This window comes from Neobacillus driksii (genome assembly GCF_013409995.1).
GTDB lineage: Bacteria > Bacillota > Bacilli > Bacillales > Cytobacillaceae > Neobacillus > Neobacillus driksii.
In genome coordinates this window covers 108170-132166 of record NZ_JACCBX010000004.1, presented here as the reverse complement: position 1 = coordinate 132166, position 23997 = coordinate 108170, and the positions used below count along the sequence as shown (strand labels likewise).

Annotated in this window: 22 protein-coding genes and 2 pseudogenes; 22 read left to right on the top strand and 2 right to left on the bottom strand. The window is 37.9% G+C overall.

The window, feature by feature from the left end; all coding sequences use genetic code 11:
* Positions 1-205: 205 nt before the first annotated feature.
* Together F4694_RS09900 and F4694_RS09895 are read left to right on the top strand one after the other, a co-directional pair.
* Positions 206-994, top strand: coding sequence for a patatin-like phospholipase family protein (locus F4694_RS09900; protein ID WP_179597367.1), 789 nt, complete (start codon positions 206-208; stop codon positions 992-994).
* Positions 991-2010, top strand: a complete 1020-nt coding sequence (locus tag F4694_RS09895) for a SepM family pheromone-processing serine protease (protein ID WP_179597365.1) — start codon at positions 991-993, stop codon at positions 2008-2010. Before F4694_RS09900 ends, F4694_RS09895 begins: the two co-directional genes overlap by 4 nt.
* A 29-nt stretch (positions 2011-2039) precedes the next feature.
* Here the strand turns inward: F4694_RS09895 and F4694_RS09890 are convergent, their stop codons facing one another.
* Positions 2040-3254 carry a nucleotidyltransferase gene (locus F4694_RS09890; protein ID WP_179597363.1) on the bottom strand — a complete coding sequence of 405 codons (1215 nt, stop codon included), beginning with the start codon at positions 3252-3254 and terminating at the stop codon, positions 2040-2042.
* Positions 3255-3512: 258 nt separating this feature from the next.
* Between F4694_RS09890 and F4694_RS09885 the strand changes: the two genes are divergently transcribed.
* The 5 genes and pseudogenes from F4694_RS09885 to F4694_RS32945 all read left to right on the top strand — a co-directional run.
* Entirely contained in the window at positions 3513-4040 is a 528-nt protein-coding gene (locus tag F4694_RS09885) for a YceD family protein (RefSeq protein WP_179597361.1), read from the top strand.
* Between the two features lie 82 nt (positions 4041-4122).
* Positions 4123-4296 carry a 50S ribosomal protein L32 gene (rpmF, locus tag F4694_RS09880; protein WP_063251584.1) on the top strand — a complete coding sequence of 58 codons (174 nt, stop codon included), beginning with the start codon at positions 4123-4125 and terminating at the stop codon, positions 4294-4296.
* A gap of 105 nt (positions 4297-4401) precedes the next feature.
* Entirely contained in the window at positions 4402-5166 is a 765-nt protein-coding gene (locus tag F4694_RS09875; protein ID WP_179597359.1) for an enoyl-CoA hydratase/isomerase family protein, read from the top strand.
* An 81-nt stretch (positions 5167-5247) separates the two neighbouring features.
* Positions 5248-5491 (top strand): annotated as a pseudogene (locus F4694_RS32950) (RsfA family transcriptional regulator); the annotation flags it as partial.
* A 236-nt stretch (positions 5492-5727) separates the two neighbouring features.
* Positions 5728-5871, top strand: a pseudogene (locus tag F4694_RS32945) (RsfA family transcriptional regulator); the annotation flags it as partial.
* A 32-nt stretch (positions 5872-5903) separates the two neighbouring features.
* Here the strand turns inward: F4694_RS32945 and F4694_RS09865 are convergent.
* Positions 5904-6380 carry an N-acetyltransferase gene (locus tag F4694_RS09865; RefSeq protein ID WP_179597355.1) on the bottom strand — a complete coding sequence of 159 codons (477 nt, stop codon included), beginning with the start codon at positions 6378-6380 and terminating at the stop codon, positions 5904-5906.
* Between the two features lie 170 nt (positions 6381-6550).
* On the opposite strand from F4694_RS09865, the gene F4694_RS09860 reads away from it, so the two are divergent.
* The 15 genes from F4694_RS09860 (at position 6551) to murB (ending at position 23948) form a co-directional block, all read left to right on the top strand.
* Positions 6551-7459 carry a 2-dehydropantoate 2-reductase gene (locus tag F4694_RS09860; protein WP_179597353.1) on the top strand — a complete coding sequence of 303 codons (909 nt, stop codon included), beginning with the start codon at positions 6551-6553 and terminating at the stop codon, positions 7457-7459.
* The gene (locus tag F4694_RS09855; RefSeq protein ID WP_179597351.1) at positions 7456-7848 is read left to right on the top strand and encodes a DUF3397 domain-containing protein; all 393 of its coding nucleotides are present in this window, start codon (positions 7456-7458) and stop codon (positions 7846-7848) included. The genes F4694_RS09860 and F4694_RS09855 overlap by 4 nt, the downstream gene beginning before the upstream one ends.
* Before the next feature lie 79 nt (positions 7849-7927).
* Complete coding sequence (gene bshC / locus F4694_RS09850; RefSeq protein ID WP_179597349.1) at positions 7928-9562, top strand: bacillithiol biosynthesis cysteine-adding enzyme BshC; 1635 nt, start codon at positions 7928-7930, stop codon at positions 9560-9562.
* 148 nt (positions 9563-9710) lie between these two features.
* Positions 9711-10142: a division/cell wall cluster transcriptional repressor MraZ gene (gene mraZ / locus F4694_RS09845; protein WP_179597347.1), complete on the top strand. Its 432-nt coding sequence runs from the start codon at positions 9711-9713 to the stop codon at positions 10140-10142.
* Positions 10143-10202: 60 nt separating this feature from the next.
* A complete protein-coding gene (gene rsmH / locus F4694_RS09840) occupies positions 10203-11135 on the top strand; it encodes a 16S rRNA (cytosine(1402)-N(4))-methyltransferase RsmH (protein WP_179597345.1) in 933 nt (310 codons plus the stop codon).
* A gap of 40 nt (positions 11136-11175) precedes the next feature.
* Positions 11176-11535, top strand: coding sequence for a cell division protein FtsL (gene ftsL / locus F4694_RS09835; protein ID WP_179597343.1), 360 nt, complete (start codon positions 11176-11178; stop codon positions 11533-11535).
* Positions 11532-13763 (top strand): penicillin-binding protein, encoded by a 2232-nt coding sequence (locus F4694_RS09830; protein ID WP_179597341.1) that lies wholly within the window; start codon positions 11532-11534, stop codon positions 13761-13763. Before ftsL ends, F4694_RS09830 begins: the two co-directional genes overlap by 4 nt.
* A gap of 89 nt (positions 13764-13852) precedes the next feature.
* Positions 13853-15772, top strand: coding sequence for a stage V sporulation protein D (locus F4694_RS09825; RefSeq protein ID WP_179597339.1), 1920 nt, complete (start codon positions 13853-13855; stop codon positions 15770-15772).
* A 503-nt stretch (positions 15773-16275) separates the two neighbouring features.
* Positions 16276-17736: a UDP-N-acetylmuramoyl-L-alanyl-D-glutamate--2,6-diaminopimelate ligase gene (locus F4694_RS09820; protein WP_179597337.1), complete on the top strand. Its 1461-nt coding sequence runs from the start codon at positions 16276-16278 to the stop codon at positions 17734-17736.
* A 2-nt stretch (positions 17737-17738) separates the two neighbouring features.
* Positions 17739-18194 carry a hypothetical protein gene (locus F4694_RS09815; RefSeq protein ID WP_179597335.1) on the top strand — a complete coding sequence of 152 codons (456 nt, stop codon included), beginning with the start codon at positions 17739-17741 and terminating at the stop codon, positions 18192-18194.
* A gap of 1 nt (position 18195) precedes the next feature.
* A complete protein-coding gene (mraY, locus tag F4694_RS09810; RefSeq protein ID WP_179597333.1) occupies positions 18196-19170 on the top strand; it encodes a phospho-N-acetylmuramoyl-pentapeptide-transferase in 975 nt (324 codons plus the stop codon).
* On the top strand, positions 19171-20523 hold the full coding sequence (murD, locus tag F4694_RS09805) for a UDP-N-acetylmuramoyl-L-alanine--D-glutamate ligase (protein ID WP_179597331.1): 1353 nt from the start codon (positions 19171-19173) through the stop codon (positions 20521-20523).
* 94 nt (positions 20524-20617) lie between these two features.
* Entirely contained in the window at positions 20618-21718 is a 1101-nt protein-coding gene (gene spoVE / locus F4694_RS09800; protein WP_179597329.1) for a stage V sporulation protein E, read from the top strand.
* Positions 21719-21872: 154 nt separating this feature from the next.
* A complete protein-coding gene (murG, locus tag F4694_RS09795) occupies positions 21873-22976 on the top strand; it encodes an undecaprenyldiphospho-muramoylpentapeptide beta-N-acetylglucosaminyltransferase (protein WP_179597327.1) in 1104 nt (367 codons plus the stop codon).
* Between the two features lie 63 nt (positions 22977-23039).
* A complete protein-coding gene (gene murB, locus F4694_RS09790) occupies positions 23040-23948 on the top strand; it encodes a UDP-N-acetylmuramate dehydrogenase (protein ID WP_179597325.1) in 909 nt (302 codons plus the stop codon).
* Positions 23949-23997: the final 49 nt, after the last annotated feature.

The window sequence follows — 23997 nt, the reverse complement described above, 5'->3', positions numbered from 1 at the left end:
CCTTTCCGAGGGTTTTGTTATACTGTATAAATAAGAAATGTTAAAATAAGGATTACTCACTTTTTTTAAATTCGGCCTTGTCCCCATATATCACAAATATACTCATATAACGCCAATTTAGACCATAAGATTGAACGAGATTTCTCCTAACAAATTGTATAGTGTCATAAAGCTTTTATAGCTTATGAAAAGGGAGGGAACACATATGGAGCGTCCTAAAATAGGATTAGCGCTTGGTTCCGGCGGAGCACGGGGGTTTGCTCATTTAGGGGTTATTAAAGTCTTGAAGGAAGCAGGAATTCCCATAGATATGATCGCAGGAAGCAGTATGGGAGCACTTGTTGGCAGTTTTTATGGGGCAGGTATTGAACTTGACCGTTTATATAAATTATCAACTGCATTTAAGCGGAAATATTTTTTAGATTTTACCGTTCCAAAAATGGGGTTTATTGCCGGGAAACGAGTAAAGGAATTCATTAGAGTGTTTACTCATGGTAAAAATATCGAAGAATTATCTATCCCAATAGGAATAGTTGCTACCGATCTGCTTACAGGTGAAAAAGTTGTATTTAAACAAGGGCCAGTTGCTGAAGCTGTCAGAGCAAGTATAGCGATACCAGGAATTTTTGTACCTGAAAAATATAATGGTAGAATCTTAGTGGATGGCGGTGTGTCAGATAGGGTTCCCGTATCGGTGGCGAAGGAAATGGGAGCAGATATTGTAATAGCGGTTGATGTATCTAGAGTGAAGCGGAACGCAGAAATAACTTCTATTTACGATGTTATCATGCAAAGTATCGATATCATGCAAACTGAAATTATTAATTATCGTGAAATTGCTTCAGATATCATGATTCGTCCGCCTGTCGAGGTGTATAGCTCACGTGCGTTTACAAACATTGAAGAGATTATCGCACTAGGAGAAGAAGAGGCGAAGAAAAATTTAGATTTTATAAAAAAGGTTATAAAGGAATGGAAGGGGCAGGGCTTTTGAAAAGCAAAATATTTATAGGTTCTTCCATTGTTATTGCACTGATGATGATAGCAGGGATATTTTTTTCATTACCTTATTATGTTTCGAAACCAGGTATTGCAAAAGAATTAGCACCAATCATACAAGTTGCAGGCGGTACGGAGGAAAAGGGAAGCTATATGCTGACAACAGTAAGGATGGGAAGGGCTAATATTTATTCTTATGTTGAGGCTAAACTCTTTGATTATGTTGAACTCTACCCAGTGGAAGCCATACTACACGAAACAGAAACACAAGATGAATATAATGCGAGACAGCTGCATATGATGGCAGGTTCCAAGTTAAATGCCATTGAAGTGGCATATAAAAAAGCAGGATACCCTGTTGAATACGAATACAAAGGGGTTTACATTGTTCAGGTAGTCCCTGACATGCCCGCAGATGGAAAATTACTTGCTGGTGATCGAATTACTCAGGTAGATGGACAAGAATTTTCCTCTTCTGAAAGGTTTATCGAGTATGTGGGTAAGAAAAAGGCAGGAGAGCAAGTAGAATTAACGATAACCAGAGAGGATAAAACAAAAACAGTGAAAATAAGTGTCGAGCCCTTCAAGGATGACCCAAAGAAAATCGGCATCGGTATTTCTTTAGTTGATGATAAGGAAATTATTGTTAACCCTAAAGTTACGGTCAAGACGGATGAAATCGGTGGACCTTCTGCCGGTTTGATGTTCTCACTAGAAATCTATGATCAATTAATGGAAGAGGACTATACAAAAGGGTACAAAATTGCAGGAACAGGGACAATCGATCCAACTGGAATAGTTGGACCAATTGGAGGAATCGATCAAAAAATAGTAGCTGCAGACAAGGCAGGAGCTGAGATTTTCTTTGCCCCGAATGAAAAAGGCATCAAGGATTCCAATTACGAACTAGCAGTGAAGACAGCACGGGATATTGATTCAAAAATGAAGATTGTTCCAGTGGATGTTATAGATGACGCGATTAATTATCTGCAGAAGTTACCAATAGAATAAAAAAATGGTGCCTCCGTGGCACCGTTTTTTTATTCTATATAAATAGGTGGTTGTTTATATTCCAGTTGTAATAAGCGTTCTCTAGTTTGGTTTCCTATCCCGAAGGAATAAACTCTAGAAGCCCTAATATCTAATAAGATTTCATCTTCCTTATATGCAGATAGTTTAGATATGAGTGGTAGAGAAAATTGAGATTTATACTTATTCAAGTAATCTTTTCCATTCTTTGTCATACCTAACAGTCGTAAATAAGAAGGTGTCTCAGACGTGCTTTTCATATCTGTCTTTTTTGTATTGGTTAAGATATGAACACACATTCTTTGCAGCCTTGTCCATGTGTAGCGTTTTGTTTTTAACTTTTGCATAAATTCCTTGAAAGTAGTGGAATCTAGTGCAGCTGCTAGTATACGATGCTCAATTCCTTCTTCTACCTCATAAACTTCTCTTAACTCTTCAGGATTCATATGCAACAAGCGAAAGCGTAAATAGGTCCAGTAATTTTCCCATTCGTGGAAATGTCCATATACAGCTAAGTATTCTTTCAAAAGGGTGCTCGTCGCATCAGGAACATATTGTTCAATCGGGCTATTTTCTTTTTTACTGGCAAACAATGCTTTCCTTATGCTTGTGGCACTCGCGATGGTCTCTGTAGCAAAGTGCTCGTCATGATAATCAGCATTTTTTCTTTTTACCGTGAGAGGAAGGATTGAACTTTTTTGCTGCATTATAGATTTCACATAATGAAAACCAAGAATATTATTCGGTTTATCTAAACTCAAAATATTTTCAGGGCTTGACAATGATTGAAAAGACAACGATAATGCTCTAGGGTAACTAACACCTGATTTTATATTCATTTTAATCTTTTCATCAAAACGCTCTTTATGTGTATCCAAATAATCAACCGTCTCGAAGAAGGATGATATATCGCCGCTTTCGCTGCCAAAGCAAAGTGAATGGCAGCCAATCGCATCTAAAATGGAAACAGCACCATTTGCGAAAGTTTCTGCCTTTTGTGTTGCAAAACGATAAGGCAGTTCTAGGACAATATCAACGCCATTTAGCAGAGCCATCCTTGCACGATACCATTTAGATATAAGAGCAGGCTCACCACGTTGAAGAAAATTCCCACTCATAACGGCTATAGCTAAATCAGCTTGTGCTAATTCCTTTGCAGCTTGCAAATGATAGGCATGACCATTATGAAAAGGGTTATATTCGACAATTACACCAACAGCTTTCATTTTTAACGTTCTCCTTATTCTTTAAATCATCTAATTCTTTTGGTAATCGTATTATAGCAAAAATTACCATAATAAGATAATTGGCTATGATATTTAGAAGCTGGGACTGTAATCTGATTTAACTGGGTAAACTAATATGAAGAGCTTATTTTTAGAAAAATAGTAAAATGAAAAATCGCATTTTAGGTGTAAAGAAAAAACATTGACAAAAATTTAATCGAAGGCTATAATTACCTTTGTTGCCTTGGGGTGATTCAATTGAAATGGACATTAAGCCAATTACAAAAATATCGAAACAAGGATTTTCTGATTGACGATATCATTCGAGTTGATGAGATAAAAGAAACGGATCCGTCGATTCGTGAAGTATCTCCGATGCATATTACTGGTCGGGGTGATATTGATTCAACGAAAGTGACATTTCATCTGAAAATCGAGGGTCATTTAATCCTGCCTTGTTCTCGTACTTTAGTGGATGTTAAACTTCCAATTAATGTCGAAACAACTGAAACTTTCCTCTTACAAGGTTCAGTTTATGAAACTGAAGAGGAAGTTTATCAAGTAAAAGGGGAAGTAATTGATCTAATGCCAGTCATTAGAGAAATTCTTTTACTAGAAGTTCCAATGCAGGTGTTCTGTGAAGATGTCAATCATGAAGATGCTGCACCTCAATCCGGTAAGGACTGGGAAGTTCTGAGTGATGTGGATCAATCCAAAAAGATTGATCCAAGATTAGCAGGCCTTGCAAAGTTTTTTGACAAAAACAATTCTTCTTCCGAATCATAATCAGCAAAACAAGAAGCAAAGTGAAGAACCAGCATTCCTGGCCTTCATTACTTTCTTAATACTCTTTAAGGAGGTGGGAAGAATGGCTGTACCTTTTAGAAGGACTTCTAAAACTGTAAAAAGAAAACGTCGTACACATTTTAAATTAAACGTACCTGGTATGGTAAGCTGCCCAAACTGTGGTGAAATGAAACTTTCACACCGCGTATGTAAAGCTTGCGGAACATACAAAGGAAAAGACGTTGTTAACGACTAATTTCCATTAGGATAAAAAGCACAAGGAGCAGTATGCCCTTGTGCTTTTGTCGTTTTCGAGTAATCGTACATACTTACATATATTCAGGGGAAGGGGGACACTTGTTTGTCGTTTTCCATTGAGAAACGCGAAAAGGGTTATTTATTATTTACAATCACTAGAAGCGAAACAAGAAATGCTGTTAATTATGATGTCATGCAAGGGTTAACAGAGGCTATCTCGTTAATGAATAATCCAACGATTAAGGCGCTTGTCATTACTGGGGAAGGGGATCTGGCTTTTTGTTCAGGGGGTGACTTATCTGTTTTTCACCAACTTCAGACAAAGGAAGAAGCGTATGGAATGCTTTCAAAAATGTCACACATTCTTTATTCACTGATGACACTAACAAAGCCAACAATTGCTCTATTAAATGGTACAGCCGTTGGCGGCGGGTGTGAACTGGCTGCTGCTTGTGATTTTCGTTTAGCGAGAGAAGGAATAAGAGCTGGATTTGTACAAGGTAAACAAGCTATCACCACTGGTTGGGGCGGGGGAACGATATTAGCAGAAAAACTACCAGCGGCACTCAGCATGAAGCTTTTAATGGAAGCTGAAATTCAAACTGCTGAATATTTAAGAGAAGCGGGCTTTATCGATCATATGTATTCAAATAATCACATCAGTGCGTGCGAAACCTTTTTGGAGAAGCTTTTAACAGTTGATTTAAAGGTTTTAGAATCGTATAAAATGATGTGGATTTTAAAATGGGAAGAAAACAAGCTGAGAGAAAGAATAGAAAAAGAAGTAAGAAATTGCAGTGTTCTATGGGAAAGTGAGTCACATCATAAGTATGTACAAAATTTTATTAGTAAAAAAATGAAGAAATAAGAATAAAGACAATCTGTTATCAGTCTATCTTTTCTAGTAGATGCATATGTATGAATAAAAACACTAGGAGGGATTTGACTGATGTCACCAACTCGCCAAGATGCATGGTCCCAAGATGAAGATTTATTGCTTGCTGAAGTTGTGTTAAGACATATTCGAGAAGGTGGAACACAGCTTCAAGCATTTGAGGAAGTTGGAAAACAACTTTCTCGTACTTCTGCGGCTTGCGGATTTCGTTGGAACTCATTTGTTAGGAAGCAGTATAAATCAGGAATTGAACTGGCTAAAAAACAGAGGAAAGAACTAAAAAAACAAAGTATTCCGACGGATAGTGAGATAACAAAAAAGGTTGTGGCTGAAGAAACTCCATCCTCTGGTGAAGCAAGAAGTGAAGGTATAACATTTCAAGCAGTTCTTCACTTCTTAGAAAGTCTACAAAAGCAAGCAGCTGCTGCTTCTAGCATCGAAGAAGCAAAAGAAAAGTCCATTAAAAAAATAAAAGAACTTGAAAAAAAATCTTATTCGCTTGCAGCTGAGAATGAAAGATTAGCAAAGAATTTAAAAGCGATTGAAGAGGACTATCGTTCATTAATTGAAATTATGGAAAGAGCAAGAAAAATGGTGGTCTTACAAGAAGAAGATCGACAGCAAAAAGTAAAATTCCAAATGGATAAAAACGGAAACCTCGAAAGAGTGGAAAAATAGTAAAAAGCGGACAATATGTCCGCTTTTTACGTTTATTCATTATGCTGTGCTTCTACACCTTCAGGATACCAGACGAGTGGATTCTCACCACGGTCACGTTCCATATCGTATTCAACATTTGTAAAGCTCATGTGCTCCCAAAAGCTTCTTGATTGTACTCTTGGGTTTGTTTTAATTGGCAGGCCGAAGCTTTTAGCGAACTCTACAAGTTGTTTACCGTATCCCTTACCTTGATAATCAGGTAAAACCTCAAGTTTCCATAATTCTAGATAATTTTGTGGAGGATAGAAATACCGGTCAAATTTAGCGTCAATTTGATATAGACTCATTCGAGCTACTAGTTTGTCTCCGAAATAGATTCCGTAAAAAGGAGAGTCACTATCATTATCAATCATATTTGCTTCTAAGTCTTCAATCATGGAGAGTTCTTGAATGCCATATTCTTTAAATTTTTTAAATTCCTCTAATGTTTTAAAATTAACTTTTAATTTTTCAACTTTTAACACCATATAAGCGCTCCCCCTAAGAAATGAATTAATATCATTATATAACAAAGATGTAAAAAATTCTTTATATATCCCTTGGAAAGCGTTTTATTTCTTTTTAAGGACAATCATACACACTACGGGCAGCATCTGATAAAATATAAAGTAAAAAAGACAATAAATGGGTGGGTATCGTGAAGATTGGCATTATTGGGGCTGGTTCTATTGGATTATTATTTGCAGCGTATTTAAGCAAGGCTTTTTCTGTCACACTTTATACCAAAACAAGCGAACAAGCAGAGATCATTAATCAAAACGGGATATACCTGTATGATGGCGGTGATTTACAAAGCAGAGTTAGTATTCAAGCCCTTCCTGTTTCTAATTGGACTGGTTTAGAAGAATTAACGATCATTGCTGTAAAACAATACCAAATTCATTCTATTATTCATCAGATAACTAGTTTGGAGTTTATTCCTCATAACCTATTATTTTTACAAAATGGAATGAGTCATTTAAAATTACTAAAAAATATTCCTGCGACTAATATTTTTGTTGGATCCGTTGAGCATGGGGCCAGTAAAATCAATACATACACGGTTTCCCACAATGGAAAAGGGGCTTTTAATGTTGCTCTTTATAAAGGCAGTATTGAAACAATAAAGGAGTTTGGTGAGCTTTGTGCCGCTATTGAATTCCCGATTACCTTGAAAGAAGATTTTTATAATATGCTGATAAATAAATTAATTGCAAATGCAGTCATTAATCCTTTAACTGCCATCCTTCAAATCAAAAATGGTGAATTAATTACCAACACTTTTTATTTTGCTGCTGTAAAAAAACTATTTCTAGAAATCTCATTTATTCTAAACCTAGAAGACCCTATTAAAAGATTTAGAGATGTGCTCCGAATTTGTAAAAAAACCGGACATAACCAGTCATCTATGCTAAAAGACATGGAGGCGGGAAGAAGGACTGAAATTGACGCAATACTAGGCTTTTTAATCGAGGAGGCTCAGGTTCAACGAAAAACCGCAACGAACATTGAAAGCTATTATTATTTAATTAAAGGGAAAGAAAAAGATCGGAGGAGAGTTAATTGAATTCATTTATCTCATCAATTATTACCATTTTCTTAACCGTACCTCTTCTCGGTTTTTTTATCATTTATGTATTGAATAAACTTATAACAAAAAACACTCGAAAGTCATTTCATAAAGCGTTGGATTACTCAACGATCCTCTTTATAGTGGCTGTCCATTTTTTGTTAATAACGATTTGGGGTAAATCGTTTTTTGGCTTAATTTTGCTAATTTTACTCGTAATTGCAATGGTATTTGTCGTCATACATTGGAAGATAAAAGGGGAAATTATATTTACTAAGGTTTTTAAAGGGTTTTGGCGTTTTAATTTTCTTATCTTCTTTTTAGCCTATATATCCCTAACTGTATTTGGCATACTGCGGAGTGCATTAACTTTTACATTTTCTTAAGCAAAGATTTTTTTTATTAGGTTGGATAATGCTATACTCATATGGAATGAATATGGTTGATCAGAAAGGAAGTACTTAAATGGAGATTTTAAATCTCTCATTGTCAGCTACGAATCGATTTGCTTCTAATTATCTAGAACAATCCTCTGATATTCTGCCTTTTTTCCATTATCGGTTTAATGACTTTGCCGAAGATCAGAAGAGGTTAGACGAATTAAGCAATCGACACTTTCCTCGTGAAAAAGTAGCTGGTCACATAGAGAAATTTATGGAACGTTTTCCATCATCAAAAGCAGTGGAAAATTCACTTGCAAAACTAAAACAATTGAATAGTGTAGTGGTTATTGGCGGTCAACAAGCAGGTATCCTTACAGGACCTCTTTATTCGATACATAAGATCATCTCCATTATTAAATTAGCAGAGGAAAAAGAGAAGCAGCTTGGTGTACCTGTCATTCCTGTATTTTGGATAGCTGGGGAAGACCATGATTTCCATGAAGTAAATCATGTGTTTATGGCAGGTAAGCAAAGAGTAGACAAATGGTCATACCCTGAAAAGGTTAAACAGAAGAAAATGGTCTCAGATATCGCCCTTAACAAAGACGTTTGCCGACAATGGGTCATTAATGTAATTGAAAACTTCGGTGAGACCAATCAAACTAAGCAGCTAATCAACTTTGCGGAAAAAGCATTGAGCAATTCCTCAACGTTTGTCGACTTCTTTGCTAACATTGTAATGGAACTTTTTAAGGATTATGGCTTGTTAATTGTTGATTCGGGTGATCGTAAGTTCCGTCTTTTGCAGACAGAGCAATTTTCTAAACAAATTGAGCAACACAGGGAAATTACCAATTGTCTACTTGAACAGCAAAGTATTATAAGTAAAAAGGAATATCCAATCACAATCGATTCACATGAAAAAGCCGCAAACTTGTTTTATTACAGTCCAAAATCAAATGAACGAATTTTGCTTGAATTTGATTCAGAAAATAATACTTTTGTGGGGAAGAGTGGAGTTGTTTCCTTTACAAAAGAAGAACTAATCGAAATTGCCTATCAGGACCCAGCGAAACTTAGTAATAATGTGGTGACGCGGCCATTAATGCAAGAGTGGCTATTCCCAACATTGGCATTTATTGCTGGACCTGGAGAAATCTCTTATTGGGCTGAATTAAAGCTGGTTTTTGAGCATTTTAAAATAAAAATGCCTCCAATTGTTCCGAGGTTAAACATAACCTTGGTGGAGAGAGCTGTTGAAAGTGATATTCATGAGCTAAACTTGGAATTAATCAAGGTATTGAGCAGGGGAACGGTGGAGGAAAGAGACCAATACCTAGAGTCAATTAAGGATAAAGAAGTATCTGAGTTATTCTCCACCCTGAAATCCAATTTATTAAAGCAGTATGAACGGATTGAGATGAAAACAAACCAACTTGATCGAAGTCTGCTGCCTCTAGTAAAGAAAAATGAAACCTATTTATTAAAACAGATTGGGTACTTGGAAACAAAGTTGGAGGAATCCGTAAAATCAAGGTTCGATGTAATTCTAAGTAAGTATAATCGTATCGATTTATCATTACGACCTGATGGATTTCCGCAAGAGCGAGTTTGGAACATTTTCTATTATTTAAATCTGTATGGAACAAGTTTTATTAATGAATTAATGGAGCTTGAGTTTGTATTTGATGGAAAACACAAGGTAATAAAGCTTTAAGGACTTCACGCTTAGTGAAGTTCTTTTTTTTTGAAGAAATTTACTGCAAATAAAGGATTTAGGGAACTAGGAAAAGAATAATTAAAAAATAGGTGGAGGAAAGTGGGGGAATGTGGTACATTTTAAATAGAAAGTGGGGGTACCGGGTATGTTTATGGGTGAATACCATCATAGCATTGATAATAAGGGCCGGATGATTGTGCCTTCCAAATTCCGCGAAGAGCTTGGAGAAATGTTTATCATCACACGCGGTTTGGATCAATGTCTGTTTGGTTACCCATTAAAAGAGTGGGCACTTATCGAAGACAAACTAAAAGGCCTGCCCTTAACAAAAAAAGACGCCCGTGCATTTACCCGATTTTTCTTTTCCGGTGCAACAGAGAGTGAACTCGATAAACAAGGAAGAATAAATATTCCAGCACCATTACTTCAGTATGCAAAACTAGAAAAAGAATGTGTAGTTTTAGGAGTATCCAATCGAATTGAAATTTGGGGCAAACAGATTTGGGAAGACTATTTTTCAGAGTCTGAAGAATCTTTTGCCGAAATTGCAGAAAATATGATTGGTTTTGATATATAATGGACAAGTTATTCTATTATAACTCCGTTTTATATCGTTCGATTGGAAAAGGTGATAATGATGTTTGAACATACAACTGTGTTACTAGATGAAGCTGTTAACGGATTGAATATTAAACCAGATGGCATTTATGTTGATTGTACATTAGGCGGGGCTGGACACAGTTCCCTGATACTATCAAAACTTACTGATAATGGAAAATTGTTTGCCTTCGATCAAGACGAAGTAGCTATTGCCAATGCAAAAGAGAAATTGTCACGCTACGGTGAGCAGCTAACCATAATCAAGAGCAATTTCTTATACCTCAAGGAAGAACTTGAAAAGCTTGGGATTGAAAAAGTTGATGGGGTCCTATATGACCTTGGTGTATCCTCTCCCCAATTGGACACTCCGGAAAGAGGATTCAGTTACCATCATGACGCACCACTCGACATGAGAATGGACAATGATGCGGATATTTCAGCCTATGATGTTATTAACCATTGGTCTTATGAGGATTTGGTTAGGATCTTTTTTCGCTATGGAGAAGAGAAATTTTCTAAGCAAATTGCACGAAAAATAGAGGCTAGAAGAGAAATTAAGCCAATTGAAACTACATTTGAGCTGGTTGAACTTATTAAGGATGGGATTCCTGCCCCAGCAAGAAGAAAGGGCGGACACCCGGCTAAGAGGATATTTCAAGCTGTAAGGATTGCCGTTAATGATGAATTAGCAGTTTTTGAAAAATCTTTGCAAAAAGCAATTGATATCCTTCATCCGGAAGGTAGAATCAGTGTTATTACTTTCCACTCTTTAGAAGACCGCATTTGTAAGGCGGCTTTTAAAAAGGCAAGTGAAACACCAGATTTACCGCATGGATTACCGATAATTCCTGAAGAATTTAAGCCGATATTAAAGCTGATTACTCGAAAGCCTATTCTTCCTTCTGAAGAAGAATTAGAACATAATAACCGCGCACGATCTGCAAAATTACGGATTGCGGAAAAACTATAATATAAAGAGAAATAAAAAATAACCATGTGGAGGGGAAAGAATGAGTAGTCTTGCCAGGAAATTTCAGCAACAAAAGCAAGTAGAAGGGACAGTACAGGAACAAAGTATTGTAAAAACAAAAAAGCACTGGCTTACACCTGGGGAGAAAATAATCGGAGTAGTATTTACAGGGTTGGTTTGTTTTGGTGCCGTCCATCTCATCTCGAATCAAGCGGAAATTTACCAGGTGAATAAGGAAATTCAGGAGGTCCAAACCTCTGTTAATGAGCTTGAAAAGATTAATAGTGACCTGCAGGTACAAGTAAGTGAGTTGAGTACCTACGAGAGGATTTTAGAAAAGGCAACGCAAATGGGGCTTGTAAAAAACGAAAATAACGTCAAGGTTGTGCAAGAGAAATGAACAAGAAACAACCATATATGAATGTCGGGGCAGCCGTATTGTTTGGATTATTCGGCCTGCTCTTTTTTATATTACTTTCTAGATACTTTACCATTCAATTTACTGGTGAGGTCGGATCACAGCCACTTGCTGCGAAAGCTGAGCAAAAGTACAGCAGAACGGGTAATTTGGAAGCGGCAAGAGGTGTGATTTATGATCGTAATGAGGTAGTCATTTCAGAGGATACTACTTCTTACACGTTAATTGCGATATTGGATAAAAAGATGACAACCAATCCAAAAAAGCCTAATCATGTAACGGATCCAGAAAAAACAGCTAGGGAATTATCTAAGATTATTGATATGGAAGAGTCTGAGATTTATAGTATTTTGACCAAAGATCAGTTTCAAGTGGAATTTGGCAAAGCAGGAAGAGATATTTCTCACCAAACAAAAAAAGAAATTGAAGCCTTAAAGCTTCCGGGGATTACTTTTAAACGCGATTCGAAAAGGTTTTATCCGAATGGAATCTTTGCTTCTCACTTGGTTGGGTATGCAGACAGAGTGGAAGAAAAGGATGGAACCTACAATTATGTTGGAATGATGGGGATTGAAAAGACCCTAAACGATGAACTGACGGGTAAGGACGGAAAAATTAATTACGAAAGTGATTTATGGGGATATCTGCTTCCGAACGGGGAACAGAAGGTTACTCCAGCACAGAACGGAAATGATGTCTATTTAACCATCGATCAAAAGATTCAAACCTTTTTGGAAGACGCCATGAACAAAGTAGTGGAGGAATATAATCCTAAAAAAATCATTGCTATTGTTGCGGACCCTAAAACAGGCGATATTTTAGCCATGGGACAGAGACCTTCCTTTCACCCTAAAACGAAGGAAGGTATAAATCAGAGCTGGCATAATGAAGCCATTGAAACATCTTTTGAGCCTGGCTCGACGATGAAGATCTTTACTCTTGCAGCGGCAATTGAAGAAAAGAAATTTAACCCGAATGATATGTTCCAGTCCGGTTCTTATCAAGTAACCTCAAAAGATAAGCCGATACATGATCATAAAAGATCTGGCTGGGGAACGATTACTTATCTTGAAGGAGTTCAGCGCTCTTCGAATGTTGCCTTTGCGAAAATAGCAAATGAACTCTTAGGTTTTGAAAAGTTCAGAGAATACTTGACTAAATTTGGTTTTGATAACCCAACGGGGATTGACTTGCCTGCTGAGACGTCAGGAAAAATCCAATTTACTTGGCCAATTGAAAAAGCAACGACCGCATATGGGCAGGGAACTGCGATTACACCCATTCAGCAAATCCAAGCGATGACTGCGATCGCTAACAATGGGAAAATGATGAAGCCGCAAGTGATTGAGAAAATTGTCAATCACGACACAGGTGAAGTAATCAAAAATGTGACACCTGAGGTTGTTTCAACACCTATTTCCGCTGAAACCGCCAAGGAGGTCCGTGATATCCTTGAAACGGTAGTTACCAATAAAGAAACCGGTACGGGGACTCGATATCAAATTGATGGTTATAGTGTTGCTGGGAAAACAGGAACAGCTAGTATTCCTGATCCAAAGGGCGGATATTTAGTTGGACAAGAGGATTATATCTTTTCATTCTTAGGTATGGCACCAAAAGATGATCCGAAGTTAATTGTCTATGTCGCTGTCCAGCAGCCTGAAATAGAACACTATTCTATGGGATCGATACCTGTTTCAATGGTTTTTAATCCTGTTATGAAAAATAGTTTACAGTATTTAAATATTCAGCCTTCACAGCAAGAAAAAGCCTCAACAGCGAAACTAGCAGATTTAGTTGGTCAAGGTGTAACAAAATCAGTCAAGCAACTTGAGGAATCAGGTCTACAAGTAGTTGTACTGGGGAAAGGTGACAAAGTCACGGCTCAGCTTCCTGCTGCAGATACGGATGTCCTTGAGGGTGAGAAAATAATTATCAAAACCGATGGGAAATTGGCAGCACCGAATATGACAGAATGGTCGCTAAGAGACGTAATGAAGGTTGCAAAGATTTCGGGGATGAAACTAAATTCTACCGGCAGTGGTTATGTTGTTAAGCAAAATATTAAAGAAGGTGCTTTCTTACGCAAGGGAGATTTTCTTATCGTGGATTTAAAAACGACAGAAGAAAAGCTCGAAATGGATGCAAAAGAAGCGGGAGAAAGTACAAAAGGCACTGAGGAAGAATTAGAGAATCTCCCAAGGGATTAATAGTGATAGAACAGTAATAGTTGACGTTCTATTCAAAATAGTACAAGCATATAAATGAACGAGTAGGATAAAGGAGGCTCGTTCATTTTATGCGTGTTTCAAATGTAACTGTCCGTAAAAGGTTAATGATTGCAATGTTCGTAGGAATCTTAATTTTTCTAATTATTGATGTCCGCCTTGGGTATGTACAGTTTGTTTTAGGGGATAAGTTGACCGGTCAAGCTAAGGGGTCATGGAGTAGAAATATTCCTTTTGAACCGGAGCGCGGGGAGATTATAGACCGCAATGGTGTGCCATTAGCAACAAATATTAGTGCTCCAACAGTATATGTGATACCAAGACAGGTCAAGGACCCTGCAGCTACATCAGAGAAATTAGCAGCAGTTTTAAATATTCCAAAAGAAAATGCTTACCGACAAATCACTGAGGGTAAATCTATTATCAGGATAAAAGAAGGACGAAAGATTTCTCATGAAAAGGCAAAAGAGATCAGGGCTTTAGGACTCGAAGGGGTATATATCGGTGAAGACTCTAAAAGACATTATCCGTTCGGAAGTTATCTTTCTCATGTTCTAGGATTTTCTGGGGTGGACAACCAGGGGTTAATGGGATTGGAACTTTACTACGATAAAGAGTTAAGTGGAGAAAGAGGCGCAGTTAAGTTTTACGCCAATGCTAAAGGAGAAAGAATGGACGACATGGCTGACGACTATGAGCAGCCAGTAGACGGACTTGATTTAAAGCTTACGATTGATACTAAAATTCAAACCATTATGGAGAGAGAACTAGATATAGCTGAAGCGACCTATAATCCTGACGGAATCATAGCGATTGCGATGGATCCAAATAATGGGAAAATATTAGGGATGTCAAGCCGACCTACATTTGACCCGGCTAACTTTCGAAACGTCTCACAAGAGGTGTACAACAGAAACCTACCTGTATGGTCAAGCTATGAGCCTGGTTCAACCTTTAAAATCATTACTCTTGCCGCTGCTTTAGAGGAGGGCAAAGTTGATTTAGCAAAGGAACATTTTCATGATTCAGGTTCTGTAGAAGTAGCTGGGGCAAGATTGAAATGCTGGAAAAGAGGCGGTCATGGAAGTCAATCCTTCCTCGAGGTAGTGCAAAATTCTTGTAACCCTGGGTTTGTAGAATTAGGGCAAAGATTAGGTAAAGATACTTTGTTTAAATATATAAAAGACTTTGGTTTTGGACAAAAAACAGGGATAGATTTAGCGGGCGAAGGATCAGGAATTTTGTTTAATTTAAATCGAGTCGGTCCGGTTGAATTAGCGACCACTGCGTTTGGTCAAGGGGTATCGGTTACTCCAATCCAACAAGTTGCAGCCGTTGCTGCGGCGGTAAACGGCGGGACTCTTTATAAGCCGTACATTGCACAAGAGTTAATAGATCCTGTCACGAAGGAAGTGGTCATGAGAAATACTCCTGTTGCGAAAAGAAGAGTAATTTCTGAAGAGACATCCAAAGAAATCCGTCATGCACTTGAAACCGTAGTAGCTCAAGGTTCGGGGTTTAGGGCATTTGTTGATTCTTATCGGATTGGCGGCAAGACAGGAACAGCTCAAAAAGCTCAAAACGGCAGGTATTTGGAAAATAACTTTATCGTTTCTTTTATGGGCTTTGCTCCTGCAGATGATCCTCAAATTGTTGTTTATGTTGCGGTTGATAATCCGAAAGGCGGGCTTATTTTCGGTGGAACTGTAGCTGCTCCAATCGTTGGAAGTATTATGAAGGATGGTCTTATGGCACTGGGGGTAGAACCTCGAAAAGATCAAATTGAAAAGGAAATAAAATGGCCAGATAGACCATTAATTACACTGCCAGACTTAACGGGAATGACTAAGTTAGAAATCACAGAACAACTGCTAGATCTTAAAATTGATGCCAGCGGTGAAGGCGATATTGTGGTACGGCAGTCCCCTGAAGCTGGCTCAAAAGTCAAAGAAGGCTCAACCGTTAGACTTTATTTTGATAAAGATGAATAAAGAAATAGGTAAATGATTGAGTCAGGCGGCCGGAATGATTTCCGCCGCCTGTTCTTTTGAAAAAAAGAAATAGGAATCTGAAGGATAAATAGCATTCTATTGTGTTTTGCTGTAAAATAAGGTGAATCTTTTATAAGGTGATTTTTTATGTAGGCTGTGTTAAGGAATACTGTTGATTTTTAGAACCTGTTGATTGGAACGGAAGGCGCTCGACTCCTCGAAAATGCTATCGCATTTTCTTCGTGCGTGGGCAGATTCGAGGATGTAAATCAAAGTCCTGCGGGATGTACGAGCTGAGTGAGACCCCGCAGGTGCGAAGCTGTAAGGAGGCTCACGGGCGAGCCCGCGGAAAGCGTAGCGCCTCGTGACAGGCAAAAACCGCCTGTCTCTGCGGTGATTATTCGAAGAAGCTTTCCTTAGTGGAGTGGAAATCAACAGCCTTATTTAACACAGCCTTTATGTAAAAAGTGGTAATTTTTAAAGGCAAGAGAGGATTTGAGAATATGAAACTACATGATTTACTTCAACATTTGCACCTTCTCGTTCCTTATCAAGGAACAAATCCAGAAATCACTTCAATTGAGAACGACAACCGAAAGGTGCAAAAGGGAAGCTTATTTATTTGTATTAAAGGATATACCGTCGACGGTCACGATTTCGCGGAATCAGCGGTGAAGGATGGTGCTGCCGCTGTACTTGCGGAGCGGGCACTTCCACTATCGGTACCGGTAATAATTGTTAACGATACAACGCGGGCAATGGCAGTACTGGCTGATGCTTTTTATCAGCATCCTACAAAAAAACTGCACTTAATCGGAATTACAGGGACAAACGGAAAGACAACTACAAGTCATTTGATTGAAAAAATATTTTCCGATGTAAATCGGAGCACTGGTTTAATCGGAACGATGTATACAAAAATTGGGGACCACAAGTTTGAGACTAAAAATACAACTCCAGAAAGTCTTGTCCTTCAAAAAGGGTTCAAACAAATGCTTGACGCAGGTGTTGATACAGCAATTATGGAGGTTTCATCGCATGCCTTACATATGGGGAGAGTCCATGGTTGTGACTACGATATAGCGGTATTTACAAACCTCACCCAAGATCATTTAGATTACCATAAGACAATGGAAGACTACATGCATGCTAAGAGTTTATTATTTTCCCAGCTTGGAAACACATTCGACGCTAATAAACCGAAATTTGCAATCTTAAATGCAGATGATCTCGCTTCTGATTTGTACCGTAAATCTACAGCAGCTCATTGTTATACGTATGGAATTGATAATAATGCGGATTTCCATGCTAGAAATATTCATATGACTTCTGCGGGGACTTCCTTTGAAATAGTAATAAAAGAGAAGAGCTATTCCATTAACATACAATTAATCGGGAAGTTTAGTGTTTATAATGTTTTGGCTAGTATTGCAACTGCGTTTGTTTCAGGAATACCGATGGATAAAATTATCGAATCCATCGAGAGTGTAAAAGGAGTAGACGGTAGATTTGAGTTAGTAAATGCAGGACAAAACTTTACGGTAATCGTAGATTATGCTCATACACCCGATAGTTTAGAAAATGTATTGAAGACCATACAAAGTTTTGCTGACAAGAAGATATTTGTAATAGTTGGCTGTGGTGGAGACAGGGATAAAACGAAGAGACCATTAATGGCAGAGATTGCCTGTCGATATGCCACAAATCCAATATTTACCTCAGATAACCCAAGGAGCGAGGATCCTTTAACGATATTAAAAGATATGGAAAAAGGAGTCCTTGGGCAAAGTTACATCACTATTCCTGATAGAAAAGAAGCGATTGTTACAGCAATTAATCAAGCGTCTGCTGGTGATGTGATCTTAATTGCTGGTAAAGGTCACGAAACATACCAGATTATTGGCAGTAATGTTTATGATTTTGATGACCGAATGGTTGCTCGGGAGGCAATCGAGGGGAGATAGAAATGTATTTAGCACATAATGATTTAGTAGAGTTATTCTCTGATTTCAGGGGTATAAAAGAAGCGGATCATTTTTATATGACGGTAACGGACGATGCAAACGAAATGCAGACTAGAGGTCTATTCATACCGTTAAATGAGAATTCGGGGGAACTTTTAGAGGCAATTGCCAACGGTGCGATTGCGGCCATTTGGGATAAAAAGAAACAGCTGCCCAAATACACACCCAATCACTTTCCAATCTTTTTTACTGACAACCCAATTGAAGCTGTTAGAGAACTTTTACGATTTTACATTGAAAAAATGGACGGAGAAAAAGCAGAAAAAATGAATATGACTAATTTCGTATTTTTGAATAAAAAACTTCTCAAAGAAAATAAAGAAACATATGATATAGCTGTAATGTTGGAAAAGATATCAAAAATAAATCTAAAAGATGATTTCGAAAGGAGGGGATAAAATGCTGGAGCAAGTTATCTTTTTCACAATTCTAATGGGGTTCCTGATTACAGTACTGCTTTCTCCAATTTTTATTCCCTTCTTAAGAAGGTTGAAATTTGGACAAAGCATTCGGGAAGAAGGACCCAAATCCCATCAAGCAAAAACCGGTACACCAACAATGGGTGGAGTGATGATTTTATTCTCTATTATTATTACTACTCTCGTAATGACAGGGAAATTTTCTGAACCAACCGTTAAAACATACTTACTTATCCTTGTGACCTTTGGTTTTGGATTACTTGGATTTTTAGATGATTTTATCAAAGTGGCACTTAAGCGTAATCTAGGGTTAACCTCGAGACAAAAGTTGTTAGGACAAATCATCATTTCCGTTATTTTTTATCTTGTTTATAAACAAAATGGATATCCTACGGAAATCACCGTTCCTGGAAGTAATTATTCCATTGAACTTGGCTGGTTTTATGTATTTTTTATCGTCTTTTGGCTGGTAGGTTTCTCGAATGCAGTCAATTTAACTGATGGATTGGATGGTTTAGTTTCAGGTACAGCTGCCATTGCATTTGGTGCATATGCTGTCTTAGCATGGAACCAATCACAGATGGAAGTGGCGATCTTTTCAGTTGCTGTAGCCGGGGCAGTCTTAGGTTTCCTTGTATTTAATGCCCATCCTGCTAAGGTGTTTATGGGGGATACGGGTTCTCTGGCACTTGGTGGTGCGATAGCGACCATTGCAATTCTAACCAAGTTAGAGTTATTGTTAGTCATAATCGGCGGTGTATTTGTCATTGAAACGTTATCTGTTATTTTACAGGTCATCTCTTTTAAAACGACAGGTAAAAGAATCTTTCGAATGAGTCCACTCCATCACCATTACGAGCTAATTGGCTGGTCAGAATGGAAGGTCGTTGTTACCTTTTGGAGTGTTGGTTTAATATTAGCGATACTAGGTATCTATATTGAGGTGTGGTTATAATTGAAGCAGATAAAAACGTATCTCCATAAAAAAATTCTTGTCCTTGGTCTAGCAAAAAGCGGGGTAACAGCTGCAGCGCTCTTACATAAGCTTGGTGCATTTGTTACCGTAAATGATAAAAAGCCATTATCAGAAAATCCGGAAGCACAAGGGTTATTAGAACAAGGTATTAAAGTCATTTGTGGTGAACATCCTGTAGAACTTCTTGATGAGGGATTTGAACTAATCGTGAAAAATCCGGGTATTCCATACCAAAACCCAATCATTGAAGGAGCGCTGGAGAAAGGGATTCCTGTTTTAACAGAGGTTGAACTTGCTTACCAAATATCAGAAGCACCTTTCATCGGGATAACAGGAACAAATGGAAAAACAACCACGACAACACTTATTTTTGAAATGCTGAATCAAGGTAAGAAGAGACCGTTAATTGCCGGTAATATTGGTACGGTAGCATCTGGTGTTGCAGAAGAGGCAACCGCAGAAAATAATATCGTGATTGAATTATCATCCTTTCAATTAATGGGTATAGAAGCCTTTAGACCTAAGATAGCGATAATTACAAATCTGTATGACGCACATTTGGATTATCATGGAACAAGAGCTGAATATATTAAAGCAAAAGCAAATATTACAAAAAACCAAACTGCAGAAGACTACTTTATTTATAATGCAGATCAGCAAGAAGTGCGGGAAATCGCTGAACATTCCCAAGCTTCCGGCATTCCTTTTTCAACGAAGCTTGCTCTTAAAGAGGGGGCTTATATAAGTGAGGGGTGGATTTGTTTTAATGACGAGAAAGTTATGTTGGTTGATGAAATCGCCCTGCCGGGAGTCCATAATTTAGAAAATATCTTATCCGCCATGGCAGCGGCTAAATTAACAGGTGTTAGTAATGAGGCCATTCAGGAAGTACTTAGAACGTTTACAGGTGTTAAGCATCGTCTTCAGTACGTTACAGAGATTGCTGAGAGAAAGTTTTATAACGACTCAAAAGCAACAAACATACTTGCTACTATACCAGCTTTACAAGCATTTAAAAGTCCGATCATCTTGTTGGCGGGCGGCCTTGATCGTGGAAATGAATTTGATGAATTAATCCCCTATTTAAAAAATGTAAAAGCGTTAATTACTTTCGGTCAAACATCCTCTAAAATTGAGCGAGTCGGGATAGAAGCAGGAATAAAACAAATTAACACTGTCGATAATGTTGAAAAGGCCGTGCCTGTTGCTTTTCAATATTCAGAGCCAGGCAACGTTATTCTGTTATCTCCTGCATGTGCGAGCTGGGATCAATATAAAAGTTTTGAAGTCAGGGGAGACATTTTTATCGAAGCGGTGCATAAGCTTAAGTAAGGGCTGCTTGTCCAACGAGAAGCGGAAGAAATCCTAGTACGCTTGTGCTGGACAACTATCAATGCCCTAAAACTTGCTAGTCGAGGTGTTAGGTGTGCCGACAAAAAGAACAACTCCTGATTTTATATTATTAATTGTTACACTTACGCTATTAGCAGTAGGACTTATTATGGTTTATAGTGCAAGTGCAGTATGGGCAGAGTATAAATTCGATGACTCCTTCTTTTTCGCGAAAAGACAAACGCTTTTTGCCGGAGTTGGGATAGCCGCCATGTTTTTTATTATGAATATTAATTATTGGACATGGAGAGAGTGGTCAAAGGCTATATTGATAACCTGCTTTGTGTTACTCATACTCGTACTCATTCCGGGAGTTGGGAATGTTAGAAATGGTTCACGAAGCTGGATTGGTGTTGGTGCCTTTTCTGTCCAGCCATCAGAATTTATGAAGCTGGCAATGATTGCCTTTTTAGCTAAGTATCTCTCTGAGAGGCAGAAATTAATAACCTCTTTTCGAAAAGGGCTTGTTCCTTCATTAGGTCTTGCTTTTGTAGCGTTTGCGCTTATTATGCTCCAGCCTGATTTAGGGACAGGAACAGTCATGATTGGAACATGTGTGGTCATGATCTTTATTGCAGGTGCTCGGGTAGGACATTTTGCTTTATTGGGTTTAGTAGGTTTAGCAGGATTTGTTGGTTTAGTTGCTTCAGCGCCATATAGGATGAAAAGGATAACCTCATTCTTAGACCCTTGGCAGGACCCGTTAGGCAGTGGATTCCAAATTATTCAATCGCTTTATGCGATTGGACCTGGTGGATTATTTGGGCTTGGTCTCGGTGAAAGCAGGCAAAAATTCTTTTACTTACCTGAACCGCAAACGGATTTTATTTTTGCGATTTTGTCTGAAGAATTAGGCTTTATTGGAGGATCCTTTATTATTCTTTTATTCGCATTATTGTTATGGAGGGGAATACGTATTGCCCTGGGTGCACCGGATCTATATGGCAGCTTTTTGGCGGTTGGTATTATATCAATGGTCGCCATTCAAGTAATGATTAACATTGGTGTTGTCACTGGTTTAATGCCTGTTACCGGAATCACATTGCCATTCTTAAGTTATGGTGGTTCTTCTCTAACATTGATGTTGATGGCGATCGGTGTTCTTTTGAATATTAGCCGTTATTCTCGATATTAACTTACCCTGTTTTTAGGCAGGGTTCTTTTTATTTTTTTCCTTGCTTAGTTTACATTTAGATAACATTCTTTTTTCAATCCTTAACTTCTGTTAATTTTATAGTAAGATAGGATAAGAAATTAGCTTGTAGCATTTATTAATTTGGGGTGGACATATGAAAATAGTTGTAAGCGGCGGAGGGACTGGAGGACATATATATCCAGCTCTTGCTCTCATAAGGGAAATACAAAAAGAAAACAAACATGCTGAGTTTTTATACATAGGGACAAAGAACGGATTGGAAAGCACAATTGTTCCTCGGGAGAAGATACCTTTTAAATCGATCCATATTACTGGATTCAAAAGAAAATTATCCTTGGATAATATCAAAACCGTTTTGAGATTTTTAAAAGGTGCAAGAGACAGTAAAAAAATGTTAAAGGAATTCAAACCAGATATTGTTATTGGAACTGGTGGTTATGTTTGTGGTCCCGTTGTGTATGCAGCCGCAAAATTAAATATCCCAACAATTGTCCATGAACAGAACAGTGTACCAGGGCTGACAAACAAATTTTTAAGTAGATACGTTAATAAGGTGGCAATTTGTTTCGAAGAGGCAAAAGAATATTTTCCAAAGGAAAAAGTGGTGTTTACTGGAAATCCTCGAGCATCGGAAGTCATTGGTAATGATGGAATCAGAGGAAGATTATCGGCTGGATTAAGCACGACTATGCCTGCAGTACTCATTTTTGGAGGAAGCCGTGGTGCTCGACCAATAAATGATGCGGTTGTGAAGGCACTTTCTGAATTTGGGGAAAAGCCTTATCAAGTACTATATATTACGGGTGAGGTTCATTTTAAAGATGTGCAAAACGAAGTAGAGCTTGTAGGGAATCCGAAAAATGTCGTCATTAGGCCATTTATTCATAACATGCCAGAAGTATTATCTGGTATTGATTTAGTAGTCTCAAGAGCTGGTGCAACAACACTTGCTGAGATTACTTCATTAGGAATTCCAAGTATTCTTGTCCCAAGTCCGTATGTGACAAATAATCATCAAGAAAAAAATGCTCGATCACTCAGTGATCACGGGGCAGCAGAATTACTCCTCGAAAAAGATTTAAATAACAAAAGTCTCATTCAGCAAATAGACAGGATTTTGTTAGATAATGAGTATTTAAAGTCAATGAAAATGAAGGCAAAAAAATTAGGGGTACCTGACTCTGCTGAGAGACTGTATAAACTTATGAAACAGCTAGTACAAGAAAAACAAAAGTAGCCCAAACACATTTTTTGCATAAACTAAAACTATACGTTTGTTTTGAAAGATAGGGTGATAGGAATGGACGGATTATTTACAGAAATCCAAGATTTAAATATTGGCAAAGTGAAGAGAAATGAACGGTTATCCCAGCATACGACCATGAAAATTGGTGGCCCTGCTGACATTTTTATTGAGCCTGCTTCTTTAGAAAATATCCAAAAAGTAATGACTTTTCTAAAGGAGCGGCAAATCCCATGGCGTGCAATTGGGAGAGGGTCAAATTTACTCGTTTCTGATAAAGGGATTGAAGGGGTAGTCATTAAATTAGGTTCAGGATTAGACCATCTAACGATAAATGATTCCAAGATAACAGTAGGTGGCGGTCATTCTTTAGTTAGCTTATCTACCTTGATTTCCAAAAAAGGATTATCAGGACTTGAATTTGCCAGTGGTATCCCTGGGTCTGTCGGCGGGGCTGTTTATATGAACGCAGGCGCGCATGGTTCAGATATTAGTAAGATTTTAACCAAAGCACATATATTGTTTGATGACGGATCCATGGAATGGTTATCTAACGATGAGATGGAGTTCACTTATAGGACGTCCGTCCTGCAAAAGAAGCGTCCTGGTATCGTTTTAGAAGCGGAGTTCCAACTGACAAAAGGTGATAAAACTGCGATTGTTTCACAAATGCAAAAAAACAAAGATTACCGAAAAGAAACCCAGCCGTGGAATTTCCCATGTGCGGGAAGTATTTTCCGAAATCCACTGCCTAATTATGCAGGAAAACTTATTGAAGACGCGGGATTAAAGGGATTCCAAATGGGCGGTGCAAAAATATCAGAAATGCACGGAAACTTTATTGTAAATGCTGGTAATGCAACAGCTAAGGATGTTCTAGATTTAATTCAATATATAAAAGATACCATACTGAATTTATATGGAATTAAAATGGAAACAGAGGTAGAAATTATTGGGCGTGTGTAATTAGAAATAGTCGTACCAATTACAAATTTTGTGATATAATTACTCATTA